Consider the following 12,359-nt stretch of genomic DNA (forward strand, 5'->3'; position numbering starts at 1 on the left):
TGTGTCGCTCCAGTTCTTTAGGGAGCCGGCGGATGCCGGGTCCGGCGAGTCATCGCTCGAAAGCGATCGCTCAAACCGGGCGCCGTTGGGACTACGCCTCGCCGAGCCTGGCCGTCATTCTGGAAGTCCGTAGCGGGTACGGGCTTTGCGGAAAGATCCGCGGATGACGGTCGCAGCGCCCCTCGGCGGGCTGAGCGCGCAGTATATCGCGGCGCCCATGACCGTCGCACGGCGCCGAGGCGGATGCGCCTGAATATGACGTTCATCGCGGAACCGAGGCGGCCCGGTTCCGGCCTGCTTTTCGGCCGGGTTGCCGGTCTGGCCCAGGCAGGCCCGGAACAGACCCAATGGGATAGGCCGGCGGGCACGGCGGCGGGCTAAGCTCGGCCGGGGCGCCCCAGGCGCAAGCGCATCCGCACCGGCCGGCACAAGCGCCGGCCGGGCAGCGGCGCTTCGAAGTTTTCTTCACTTACCGATCGGATCGAGCATGAACCCACTCGCGCGACGCACCGGCCACGACGGCCGGTCCTCCCTGAAGCCGCTATCCCGGGCCCTGAGTTGGCCAGGTGTGTTGCTGCTCCTGCTGCCGCTGGCGGCGACCGCGCAGACCGCGCCCGTCAGCGGTTATCAGCTGCCGCCGAAGGCCTTGCAGGCCATCGTAGATGCGCCGCGGCCGCCGCAGATGTTCACCAGCCCGAAGCGCGATCGGGTCGCCCTGGTGCAGACCCCGTCGTTGCCCGGCATCGAAGTGGTCGCGCAACCCGAACTCAAACTCGCCGGCCTGCGCATTCATCCGCGCACGCGGGCGCAGAGCCGCTTCGCCTTCGGCACGGGCCTGAGCCTGCTCGATATCGCCAGCGGTAAAAGTCTGAATGTGGAAGGTCTGCCGGCGCCGCTGTCGTTGGCGACCCTGGAATGGTCGCCCGACCAGCGCTGGATCGCCTTCAACCGCGTCGACAGCGCCAGCGGCGCCAACGAGCTGTGGTTGGTCGAAGTCGAGCAGCGCCGCGCGCACAAGCTGGTGTCCGGCCTCAATACCGTGTCCGGGCGCGGCTATGCCTGGATGCCCGACAGCCGCCGCCTGTTGGTGCAGTTGCAGCCCGAAGGGCAGGGCGAAGCGCCGCCGATGAACGCCACGCCGACCGGGCCGGCGGTGCAGGAAACCGAAATCAGCGCGACGGTGCGGCAGATCCGCACCTATCAGGACTTGTTGCGCAACGAGAGCGATGCGCGCGTGTTCGAGTACTACCTGCGCTCGCAGCTCGCCACCGTCGACCTGGCCGGTGCCGTGGTCCGCGCCGGTGCGCCGCAGTTGTACCTGGCGGCGACGCCGTCGCCCGACGGCCGCCACGTTCTGGCGACGCGGGTCGAGCGGCCGTTCTCCTATCAGGTGCCGGTGTCGATGTTCGGCCACCGCATCGAAGTGTTGGCGCCGGACGGCAAGTTCGAGCACGAAATCGCGCGCTTGCCCCTGGTCGACGGCTTGCCGACCGGCAACGACGCGGTGCCGACCGGCGTGCGCGAGATCGCCTGGCGCAGTGATGCGCCGGCGACCCTGGTCTGGGCCGAGGCCCAGGATGGTGGCGACCCGGCGCGCAAGACCGATATCCGCGATGCGGTGATGATGCAGGCCGCGCCGTTCGAGCGTCCGCCGCAGACGCTGATGCGTCTGGGCGCGCGTTACGCCGGTGCGCATTGGGGGCGCGGCGATCTGGCGCTGGTCGACGAGTTCTGGTGGAAGACCCGGCAGACCCGGCAATGGCGGATCGCGCCGGACCACGGCGATCGCGCGCCGGAGCTGGTGTTCGAGGGGCTCAGTGAAGACCGTTACAACGACCCCGGCGAGCCGGTCAGCATGCGCGACGCGAACGGCCAGCGCCGCCTTCTGACCACGGCCGACGGCGCCAGCCTGTTCTATATCGGCCAGGGCGCTTCGCCGGAAGGCGACCGGCCGTTTCTCGACCGCTACGACCTGGCCGACAAACAGCGGACGCGGCTATTCCATTCGCAGGCGCCGTACTACGAAGCGCCGCAGGTCGTGCTCGACGATCAGGGTAAGCGCCTGCTGACCCTGCGCGAGGCGCCGACCGAGCCGGGCAATCTGTACCTGCGCGATCTCAGCGCGAGCGACGCCGCGCCGGTGGCGCTGACCCGTTTCGCGCATCCGACGCCGCAGCTCAAGGACATCAAGAAAGAGCAGATCCGCTATAAGCGCAGCGACGGCGTCGAGCTGACCGCCGACCTGTACCTGCCGCCGGGTTTCGACGCCAAGCGCGACGGCCCGCTGCCGCTGTTGATGTACGCCTATCCGGCCGAGTTCAAATCGGCCGCTGCGGCCAGCCAGGTCACTGGTTCGCCTTATCGCTTCAACGCGGTCAGTTTCTGGGGCCCGCTGCCGTACCTGGCGATGGGTTATGCCGTGCTCGACAACCCGTCGATGCCGATCGTCGGCGAAGGCGAGCGCGAGCCCAACGACACCTACATCGAGCAGTTGACCTCGAGTGCGCAAGCCGCGGTCGACGAAGTGGTGCGCCGCGGCGTTGCCGACCGCGAGCGCATCGCGGTCAGCGGCCATTCCTACGGTGCCTTCATGACCGCGAACCTGCTCGCCCACACGCGCTTGTTCAAGGCCGGCATCGCCCGCAGCGGTGCCTACAACCGCACCCTGACCCCGTTCGGCTTCCAGGCCGAGGAGCGCAACTACTGGCAGGCCGAATCGACTTACCAGGCCATGTCGCCGTTCAACTACGCCGACAAGATCAAGGACCCGCTGCTGTTGATCCACGGCGAGCAGGACAACAACTCTGGCACCTTCCCGATCCAGAGCGAGCGCCTGTTCGCCGCGATCAAGGGCCTCGGCGGCAAGGCGCGCCTGGTGATGCTGCCGAACGAAAGCCACGGCTACCGCGCGCGCGAATCGATCCTGCACATGCTGGCCGAGACCAACCGCTGGCTCGATCGGTATGTGAAGAACGCCAAGCCCGAAGCGGCGAGGCCCAAGACCGCTGGCGCGAAGTCCGCGCCGGACAAGCCGGCGGCTTCGAAGTAGGCCTTGCCGTATCGGCAAGGCCGCGACGGCAACGAGCGGGACGGAACGGGGCGCATTGCGCTCCGTTTCTGTTTGCACGGGGCGATCGGGCATTGCGTCGCAAGCGCTGGGTCCGCTTGGCGCTGCCGCACGCAGGCAAGAGCCAATTCCTTTTGAACGATCGAGGCCGATTACGCCCGAGCAGCGCCGGAGAACGACGGCACTAGCCTCGAATGAGCACGATGCTGTTCCGATATCGGGATCAGTGCCGATGCGCGATCCCAGGACAAGGATCGCGAACCCTGCCGTTGCACTCTGGCGCCACGCCGGAGCCGCGCATCGCGCGCTTCGCCGTATTCCTCCATCCGGTTTTCGAGGCGCCCATGCACCTGTCCGCATCCCAGCTCGGCTACGTCCCCTCGGTTACGCCGCAGACCGAGCCGACCACGCATCAGGTCGCGCACGGCGAGACCCTTCCTGCGATAGCGGACCAGTACGGCGTTACCCCGCAAGCGCTGCGAGCGGCCAATCCTGAGCTGTTCCAGGACAAATGGCGCCTCGATGAAGCGCAGCAGAGCGGCCGCGCAGACCCGATCTTCTACGGCGACACGTTGCGGATCCCGGCTGCGCCTATGAGCGTGACGGCCGAGCCTATGGAGAGCCCTTACGAAGCCAGCCATGGCACGACCAACAGCGAATTCACCGCCGGCATGGGTTCGGTGAAGATCGGTTACAACCCGGGCGACAACGCCACCAAGGTCACGGTAACGAACGAGGCCGCCGTGGAGGGCTCCAGCCAGGTCGGATTCAAGATCAGCGCCGAATCGTCGCTGGAAATCGGTTGGGTCGTGAAGGAGGGCAAGACCGAGTTCACCGTGACCGGCGCCAACGTCAACAAAACCCATGCCGAGGTCCGCAGCGGACAACTGGAAGCCGAGGTGTCGGTCGGCGCGGGGTTCCGCGCCCGCTACAAGGTGATCCTGCCGGGCGGAGGCCACGACCCGAAGGAAGTGGCCAAGATCGATCCCTTCGACCCCAGCACGATTCCGCTCGGGGCGACCGTGATCATGGACGGTCAGTACTACACCCAGACCGAAATCGCCGGTTCGTTTCGCCATGTCGGCGGCGAGTCGGAGATCAAGGACGCCAGCGGAGTGAGTTATTCGATCACCCGTACCGGTTCGAACCAGGTGCAGATCATGAAGGGCCCGAGCGCTTCGATCGAGGCCTACAACGGCGGTGGCGTTCGCTTCAAGGGGGCCGGAGGCGTCGAGGGTTCGCTGACCGTCGGGCAGCAGATCAACGTGGGCGATTCGATGATGCGCACCGCGACGTTCGATCTGGACAGTGCCGCAGGCCGATCCGCCTATGGGAACTTCTTCGCCACCGGCGAAGCCGAGCATGGGGCGCCCGGGGTGTCCGATGTGGCGACGGTGCATCGCCTGGACGTGTCCTCGCAAGGCCGGCTCAAGCTCAAGCTGAGCGCCGGCGAAGCGGAGGTGGAAGGCGACATCGCATTGCGCGCGGCCACGACCGGGACCTACACCCAGACGACGTATCCCGACGGCTCCATCGCCCTAACCAGCGAATTCAAGTACGGCAACAACGTGCCGCTGAAGGTGACCCAACGTTTCGACGCCGAAGGCAACGAAGTGCGATCCGAACGCACCTACGAATACACCGTCGACACCAGCGGCCTGGGCAACCATTCGGCGCAGCAGATCAATTGGGTGCTCAGCGGCGGAGCCAGCGAGAGCGGCCCGGCGATCCCGGGCGAGAAGGTCAAATTGACCTTCACCGAAGGCGAGATGCGCGCCTTGAACGCGCAAGCCGAAAAGGCCGGCGACACCTACGCGCCGGGTAACTCGATCGCCTCCCTGACCGACGACGGCGACGGCCATTCGCGCAGCACCTTCGCTTTCGCCGTCGGCCTGTCGCGCACGTCCAACCAGGACAAGTACGGTTTCGCCAACAGCCTGCTGGAAATCTCCTATGCGGCGGACGGCCACATGTCCAGGGGCGATTTCGATCGCATCAGCATGGATGTGGAGAAGCACAACCCCAACTGATGCAAGCGGCCGGGTGGCGCCGAGTGGCGTCGCGCCCGGACGAGGGGGAATACGAAAGGGCCGCTGTCGCGGCCCTTTTGCGTTCTAGGAAACGAGACTGCGCGCACCTGGCCGTGACCTGCGTTGCAAGGCAATGCCGCCGGCCCGCGCGCGAGCTGCGGGACGATGGCGGCGTGCGCGATCGGCGGTCGGAATTCAGGAGTTACAGGAGTCATTCGATGGGGAGAGCGGCATGCGAGTCAAAGTAGGCCTGGACGAATGGCTGGCGGCCGATCCGAAGCAGACCGACCTGATCACCGACGGTTTGCTCGGTTGCGTCGCGGTGGGATTGACCGGCAAGGACCGCATCGCCCTGACGCACGTCTACGACGAAGCCAAGGACCAGGCCTTTTGGCCGGGCTACCAGGAGAAACTCGACGCGGCCCTGCAGGCCTCGAACCTGGGCGAGCCGGACGAGGTCCGCGCGGTGCTGGTGTATTCGGATCACACCAGCGAGGCGCTGTGCGGGCGTATCGAAAAATGGTTGCAGCGTCATGGCATCGAATCGGAACGCCGCGAGGACGACGGTTGCCGGGTGTCGGACTCGACGCCGAAGCCGGCGGTCACGATCAAGAGCGAGGATTCGAGCGACGAGTACATGTACGGCTATCTGACCACGCGCGATTCGGACGCAGCGGTCGCGCGGTTTGCCTTGTCGAAGGAGGCCGGGGCGGCCACGCCGGCATTGCAAGATCCGCAGGCGTCGCTCGGGATCGCGAAGATTCCGGCGTTGAGCGAGCCATCGCATCCGGGATGCCCGTTGTATGCGTCGATTCTCAAAGAGGTAAAGGCCTTGGACGGCGGCATGTTCAAAGGCAAGGATATCTGGGAGCAACAGATCGCCGCGGAATTGACCGCGCAATGCCTCGATGCCGGCATCCGCGAGATCAAGGGGGTGGCCCCGGGCACGAAGGACGTCAATCAGGTGTTCGTGCTCCCGGGCCAGCAAGAATCCGCACGGCATGATCTGTGCGTGCACGCCTTCGAAGTGGACGAGACGACCATCGCCGGCGCGAGCGAACGCGCCTTCAAAGACTTCGCGCTGAGCGCTCTGCACAGCGAAACGCAGGGTATCCAGGCGCAAACCCAACAGGGCGGCCAGACCAAGGGCATGTGAGGCGGCGCCGCGACGACGTGTCCCGGCCGTGTTTGCCGCCATTTTGCGTTCGGTCATTCAGTTCGATTCGGCGAATCGTCGCCGTGATCGTTCGAACCCAAACCGGAGAACGTTATGAACGATCGCGTCAAAGTCGGTTTGAATGAATGGATGGTCGCCGATGCCGGCACCACGGACCTGGTCACCGACGGCTTGTCCGGTTGCGTGGCGGTGGGCCTGGCGGGGAACGGCAAGGTCGCGTTGTCGCATGTCTACTCGGGTTGCGACAGCGAGAAAGCCTGGGGGGATTACCATCCCAAGCTGGAAGCGGCCCTGGAAAGTTCGGGCTTGGGCGACCTGCGAGGGAAGAAGGCCGTGCTGGTGTGCGCCCAGGGCGAAGACGCCGGCGGCCAGGATGGATGGTTGCCTGCAAAGCTCAAGACCTGGCTCGAGAGCAAGGGCGCGGTCGTCGAAACCCGCCAGGACAACGGGTGCCGGATTTCCGCCAACGCCGATGTCGTCACCTCGACCTTGAAGAAGCACGACACCGCCGAGTACTACAGCCACGACTACAAGACCTCGCGGGACTACGGGCTGTCGGCCGATCCGAGCGCCGAAGCGGTCACCCTGTCGATGCTTGGCAAGCCTGGCTATCCGGCGGCGCTGGCGCAGGCGAGGGAAACGCCCAGCGCGTCGGCGCCCGCTCTGGTTGTGGGGGCGAGCAAACCGGCAGAGGCGGTGATGGTGAACGATAAAAAGCACCCGATGCATGGCCTGTACTCGGAGATCCTCGGCAAGATGCCCGGCGATGCGTTCGATCTGAAAAAAGGCGAGAACGTCGCCGACTTGTTCAGCGCTCAACAGGCGGCAGCGGCCTTGACCGTGGCCTGCATGAAGCGGGGCATCTACGGCGACATCGACAAGATCGAGACCTTCGTCCCGCCGGGCAAGGAGGACACGATGTTGAGCGCGACCGAACGCGGCACGAGCGAATCGCGTACCTTCGCGGCGGTGAATCTCGAAGACGTCTGCGATATGCCGATGTCGAAGCTAAGCGCAGAGGCAACGAGCCTGCATGCCGCGCGGATGCTGTCGGCGACCCCATCGAACCCGAACCCGTCGCAGGCGGTCGGAGGCGCTTCGCCTCAGCACCTTTGAGCCCGCACGGGGCGCACCGACCACGAAAAAGGGCCGCTTTCGCGGCCCTTTCTCTTGATGCGATATCGCTGCCGGCTTACTTCTTCAGCCCGGCATCCTTGCGCAGGTCGTCGGCCTTGTCGGTCTTTTCCCACGAGAACGCGGTCGCGGTCTGCTTCTTGCCGGCGCCGTCGACGTAGCTGACTTCCTTCGGCTTGCGGCCGAAGTGGCCGTAAGCGGCGGTCGGCTGGTAGACCGGGTGGATCAGGTCGAGCATCTTGACGATGCCGTACGGGCGCAGGTCGAAGTGCTTGCGGATCAGCTTCTCGATCTTGTCGTCGCTGATCTTGCCGGTGCCGAAGGTGGTGACCGAGATCGAAGTCGGTTCGGCCACGCCGATGGCGTAGGAGACCTGCACTTCGCACTTGTCGGCCAGGCCGGCGGCAACGATGTTCTTGGCGACGTAACGCGCGGCGTAAGCGGCCGAACGGTCGACCTTCGACGGATCCTTGCCCGAGAACGCGCCGCCGCCGTGACGGGCCATGCCGCCGTAGCTGTCGACGATGATCTTGCGGCCGGTCAGGCCGCAGTCGCCGACCGGGCCGCCGATCACGAAGATGCCGGTCGGGTTGATGTGGACCTTGCTCTTGGGCAGCTTCTCGAGCCACGCCTTCGGCAGCACCGGCTTGAGGACGTGCTCGTACACGCCTTCGACCAGGTCCTTCTGCTTGATGCCCGGATCGTGCTGGGTCGACAGGACCACGGCGTCGAGTCCGACCACCTTGTGTTCGGAGTCGTAGCGCAGGGTGACCTGCGACTTCGCGTCCGGACGCAGCCAGGGCAGCTTGGAGTTCTTGGCCTTGCGGATCTTGGCCTGCTGCTCGACCAGACGGTGCGAGTAGTAGATCGGCGCCGGCATGAATTCCGGGGCTTCGTTGCAGGCGTAGCCGAACATCAGGCCCTGGTCGCCCGCGCCCTGTTCTTCCGGCTTCTTGCGGTCGACGCCGGCGGCGATGTCGGGCGACTGCTTGCCGAGCATGTTGATGATCGCGCAGGTGTGGCCGTCGAAGCCGACGTTGGAATTGTCGTAGCCGATGTCGTTGATGACCTTGCGTGCGATGGCTTCGATGTCGACCCACGCATTGGTGGTGACTTCGCCGGCGACGATCGCCGCGCCCGTCTTCACCATCGTCTCGCAGGCCACGCGCGCGCGCTTGTCCTGGGCCAGGATGGCGTCGAGGACGGCGTCGGAGATCTGGTCGGCGATCTTGTCCGGGTGGCCTTCGGAGACGGATTCGGAGGTGAACAGGTAGCTGGACATCGAGGCTATATCCTCGTATTCGGATAGAAAGATGGCCGCACATAATACAGCGTCGGCCGCGAGCGCGCATTGTGCCGTGTCTTGGGGTTGCCGGGGGTTAAGCGGTCTTTAACTGCGGCCTATGTCCGGAATCTTCGGGGAAAAAGCCCGTCCGGGACCGCCGCCGGCCCTGTCACGGGACTGACCCGAAACCGCCATGATCCTGTCGCTGCTCCGGCTCAGGCTGCCCGGCATACCGCCGCCGATGCGACGCCGATGCTGCAATTCGAACGCCGACTGCAAGAGCGCTTCCCGCAATGGTTCCGGGGTCGCCGGGCCGGGATCGCCCGTCCTTTGCTCCGCACCATCGGGCGCTGGTCGAAATTCGACCGGGTCGATGGCTTCCTGGCCGAGAACGGCCACCTGCGCGGCTTCGCCTTCGTCACCGCCGCCCTGGATTTCCTGCAGGCGCGTTATCTGGTCGAGGCCGCCGAGCTGCAGCGGATTCCCGCGACCGGACGCCTGCTGATCGTCGCCAACCATCCGTCCGGGGCGGTCGACGCCCTGGCCCTGCTCGATGCGGTCGCCCGCGTGCGCCGCGACGTCCGCATCGTCGCCAACGATTTGCTGTCGGCGCTCGACGGCCTCGAAGGTCTGATCTTGCCGGTACGCATTCTGGGCGGCCGGCCGAGTCCCGACAGCCTGCACGCGATCGAGGCCGCGCTGCAGGCGGAACAATGCGTGATCGTATTTCCGGCCGGGGAAGTCGCCCGGCTCGGGCTGCGCGGGGTCACCGACGGCCGCTGGCGGCGCGGGTTCCTGCGCTTCGCCCGCAAGACCGCCGCGCCGGTGTTGCCGGTGCGGATCGAGGCGCGCAACTCGGCGCTGTTCTACGGCGCCTCGGCCTTGTTCAAGCCGGCCGGCACCGCCCTGCTGGCGCGCGAGATGTTCGCCCGGCGCGCGCGCCGGGTCGCGCTGCGGATCGGCCGGCCGCTGCAACTGCCGGTCGACGGCGACGCCGAGCGCTTGCTGCGCGAAGTGCGGCGCGAACTGCATGCGATCGGCACGCCGCGCGAGCGCGCCGCGCCGATCGGGCCGGAGACGTTGATCGACGCGGTCGACCCGGCGCTGGTGCGGGCCGGGGTCGAGGCGATGGAATCGCTGGGCCAGACCCTCGACGGCAAACAGATCCGGGTCGGCGTGCTGCCGGCCGGCGCGCCTTTGCTGCGGGAGATCGGCCGCCTGCGCGAGCTGACCTTCCGCGCGGTCGGCGAAGGCACCGGCCAGCGTCTCGACGTCGACGTCTTCGACAGCTGGTACGAACACATCGTGCTGTGGGACGCGGTCGAGGCCAAGATCGCCGGTGCCTACCGCATCGCGCGCGGCAGTCGGGTGCTGGCCGAGCGCGGCCTGGCCGGGCTCTACACCGCGTCCTTGTTCCGCTATGCCGACGACGCCGTGCCGCGCCTGGCGCAGGGCATGGAGCTCGGCCGCAGCTTCGTCGTGCCCGAGTACTGGGGCAGCCGCAGCATCGATTACCTGTGGCAGGGCATCGGCGCCTATCTGTGCCGGCATCCGGGCGTGCGCTATCTGTTCGGGCCGGTCTCGATCAGCGCGGCCCTGCCGGCCGATGCGCGCGAGCAGATCGTCGCTTACTACGCGCGTTATTACGGCAGCGAGGAATCGGCCGCGGTGTCGAAGCAGCCCTTCGTCTACCGGGCGGCGCCGCCGCAGTTCGACGCGCTCGATGCGGCCACCGCTTTCCGCGTGCTCAAGGGTAATCTGGACGCGCTCGGAGCCAGCCTGCCGATGCTCTACAAGCAATACACCGACCTGTGCGAACCCGGCGGGGCGCGTTTCCTCGCCTTCGGCGTCGACCCGGCCTTCAGCGACGCGGTCGACGGCCTGATCGAAGTGGACCTGCAACGCCTGCGCCCGAAGAAGCGCGAGCGCTATCTCGGCGGCGCGCCGCGCGCGGCCGAGTCCGGCACCGAACCCGTCGCCAGCGAGGCCGTGTCATGAGTCCTGCATCGATCACGCAATTGCCGGTACGCCGACGTGCCGTGTTCGTCTCCGACGTGCACCTGGGCGCCAAGCACTGCCACGCCGAGGAATTCGCCGACTTTCTGCAGAGCCTGCGTTGCGATCGCTTGTACTTGGTCGGCGACATCGTCGACCTGTGGTGGATGGCGCAGCGCCGCGCCGCCTGGGGTTCGGCCCAGTATCGAGTGGTCGAGGCGCTGCACGCGCTGGTGCGCGCCGGTACCGAACTGATCTATGTGCCGGGCAACCACGACCGCTCGATCCGCCGCTTCTGCGGCCTGGTGCTGCCGCGCATGCAGGTGCGGCGGCGTGCGATCCACCTGACCGCCGACGGCCGCCGCCTGCTGGTGACCCACGGCGACGATTACGACACGGTGACCCAGTTCGGCGGCATGCAGGAGAAATTCGGCGACTGGTTGTACGAGCGCATCCTGACCAGCAATCGCCTGACCAACCGCGTGCGTCGTCGCTTCGGTTTGCGCTACTGGTCGTTGGCGGATTTCCTCAAGCGCCAGAGCGGCGCGGCCGAGCGCTACATCTCGCGCTTCGTCCAGGCCGGCCTCGGCGACGCCAGCCGGCGCGGTCTCGACGGCATCGTCTGCGGCCATATCCACCGCGCCGCCTTGTTCGAACGCGACGGCTGCGTCTATGCCAACGACGGCGACTGGGTCGAAAGCCTGACCGCCCTGGCCGAAGACCCCGATGGCTCCCTGCGCCTGCTGGCCCACACCGGCGAGACCCTGGCGTTGTTGCCGGCGCGCGCGCCACGTCTGCTGCCGGGCGCATTGCCGCACGCGGCCTGAGCTAGCCCAGGGAAGCTCGATCTCGCTTTGCTCGCTCTCCCGCTTGCGGGAGAGGGCCGGGCTGAGGGCCGCCCAACGCCGCGCCCACCCCCGCGCCCCTCAATCGCCCGCGACCGCCCGCTTCAACGCCGCCCGCGCCAGCAAGCGCGTCGAATCCAGGGTCGGCAGCGGCGAGTTCTCGTCGCTGATGATCAAGGGGATCTCGGTGCAGCCGAGCACGACCGCGTCGCAGCCGGCGTGCTTGAACCGTTCGATGACCTGTTGGAAATACGCCACCGACTCGGGCTTGAAGCTGCCATAGACCAGCTCGTCCATGATGATGCGGCCGATCTGCGCGCGTTCTTCCGCGCTCGGGCGCATATAGTCCAGGCCCAGCGCTCCGAGTTTGTCCGGATAGACCTCGCTCTCGACCAGCCAGCGCGTGCCGGTGATGCCGATGCGGCGGAAGCCGCGTTCGGCCGCGCGCTGCGCCACCACCTGCGCGATATGCAGCCACGGCAGCGGCGAGCGCGCTTCGACGTAGGCCATGGCCTGGTGAATGGTGTTGTCGGGGCAGATCAGGAACCGAGCGCCGGCCGCGGCCAGCTTGCGCGCCGACGACAGCATCAGCTCGCCGACGCCGTCGAGGTCGCTTCGATCCAGGCAGCTCACGTAGTCGGCCAGGGAGTGGCTATGCAGGGAAATTTCCGGATGCGCATGCGGACCGAGCAGGCGCGCGCCCTCGGCGCAGATCGTCCGGTAGCACAGCGCCGCGCCCTCGGCCGAGCAGGCGACGATACCGATGGGCTGGGGCAGGGGGCGGTTGGGCATAGGGCGATTCCTGGCGGAGTTTCTGGGGGGCGGC

At 67.0% G+C, this 12,359-nt stretch carries 8 protein-coding genes and 1 riboswitch; of the genes, 6 read left to right on the plus strand and 2 right to left on the minus strand.

What is annotated here, in order from left to right; genetic code table 11:
- Positions 1–70: 70 nt before the first annotated feature.
- Positions 71–190, minus strand: a riboswitch (S-adenosyl-L-homocysteine riboswitch).
- A 492-nt stretch (positions 191–682) separates the two neighbouring features.
- From LC490_RS07840 to LC490_RS07855, 4 genes are all read left to right on the plus strand, one after another.
- Positions 683–3,049, plus strand: a complete 2,367-nt coding sequence (locus LC490_RS07840; protein ID WP_223619968.1) for a prolyl oligopeptidase family serine peptidase — start codon at positions 683–685, stop codon at positions 3,047–3,049.
- A gap of 362 nt (positions 3,050–3,411) precedes the next feature.
- Positions 3,412–5,097: a LysM domain-containing protein gene (locus LC490_RS07845; protein WP_223619808.1), complete on the plus strand. Its 1,686-nt coding sequence runs from the start codon at positions 3,412–3,414 to the stop codon at positions 5,095–5,097.
- 133 nt (positions 5,098–5,230) lie between these two features.
- A complete protein-coding gene (locus LC490_RS07850) occupies positions 5,231–6,253 on the plus strand; it encodes an XVIPCD domain-containing protein (RefSeq protein ID WP_223619809.1) in 1,023 nt (340 codons plus the stop codon).
- A 150-nt stretch (positions 6,254–6,403) separates the two neighbouring features.
- Entirely contained in the window at positions 6,404–7,390 is a 987-nt protein-coding gene (locus tag LC490_RS07855; protein ID WP_223619810.1) for a hypothetical protein, read from the plus strand.
- 76 nt (positions 7,391–7,466) lie between these two features.
- Here the strand turns inward: LC490_RS07855 and metK are convergent, their stop codons facing one another.
- Positions 7,467–8,690: a methionine adenosyltransferase gene (metK, locus tag LC490_RS07860; RefSeq protein ID WP_031371417.1), complete on the minus strand. Its 1,224-nt coding sequence runs from the start codon at positions 8,688–8,690 to the stop codon at positions 7,467–7,469.
- Positions 8,691–8,945: 255 nt separating this feature from the next.
- Here metK and LC490_RS07865 point away from each other — a divergent pair, with 255 nt between their 5' ends.
- Both LC490_RS07865 and LC490_RS07870 read left to right on the plus strand, forming a co-directional pair.
- On the plus strand, positions 8,946–10,691 hold the full coding sequence (locus LC490_RS07865) for a GNAT family N-acyltransferase (RefSeq protein WP_051884699.1): 1,746 nt from the start codon (positions 8,946–8,948) through the stop codon (positions 10,689–10,691).
- Positions 10,688–11,515 (plus strand): UDP-2,3-diacylglucosamine diphosphatase, encoded by an 828-nt coding sequence (locus LC490_RS07870; protein WP_031371419.1) that lies wholly within the window; start codon positions 10,688–10,690, stop codon positions 11,513–11,515. The genes LC490_RS07865 and LC490_RS07870 overlap by 4 nt, the downstream gene beginning before the upstream one ends.
- A 99-nt stretch (positions 11,516–11,614) precedes the next feature.
- Here LC490_RS07870 and LC490_RS07875 read toward each other — a convergent pair whose 3' ends face one another.
- Entirely contained in the window at positions 11,615–12,325 is a 711-nt protein-coding gene (locus tag LC490_RS07875) for an amino acid racemase (protein WP_223619811.1), read from the minus strand.
- Positions 12,326–12,359: the final 34 nt, after the last annotated feature.

Source organism: Lysobacter sp. ESA13C, from assembly GCF_019970005.1.
Lineage (GTDB): Bacteria > Pseudomonadota > Gammaproteobacteria > Xanthomonadales > Xanthomonadaceae > Lysobacter > Lysobacter antibioticus_B.

Bases quoted from the DNA above. Each gene is read 5' to 3' on its own strand.
- metK (WP_031371417.1), bottom strand. From the start codon at position 8,690: ATGTCCAGCTACCTGTTCACCTCCGAATCCGTCTCCGAAGGCCACCCG.
- LC490_RS07875 (WP_223619811.1), bottom strand. From the start codon at position 12,325: ATGCCCAACCGCCCCCTGCCCCAGCCCATCGGTATCGTCGCCTGCTCG.
- LC490_RS07850 (WP_223619809.1), top strand. From the start codon at position 5,231: ATGCCGCCGGCCCGCGCGCGAGCTGCGGGACGATGGCGGCGTGCGCGA.
- LC490_RS07855 (WP_223619810.1), top strand. From the start codon at position 6,404: ATGGTCGCCGATGCCGGCACCACGGACCTGGTCACCGACGGCTTGTCC.
- LC490_RS07845 (WP_223619808.1), top strand. From the start codon at position 3,412: ATGCACCTGTCCGCATCCCAGCTCGGCTACGTCCCCTCGGTTACGCCG.
- LC490_RS07840 (WP_223619968.1), top strand. From the start codon at position 683: ATGTTCACCAGCCCGAAGCGCGATCGGGTCGCCCTGGTGCAGACCCCG.
- LC490_RS07870 (WP_031371419.1), top strand. From the start codon at position 10,688: ATGAGTCCTGCATCGATCACGCAATTGCCGGTACGCCGACGTGCCGTG.
- LC490_RS07865 (WP_051884699.1), top strand. From the start codon at position 8,946: ATGCTGCAATTCGAACGCCGACTGCAAGAGCGCTTCCCGCAATGGTTC.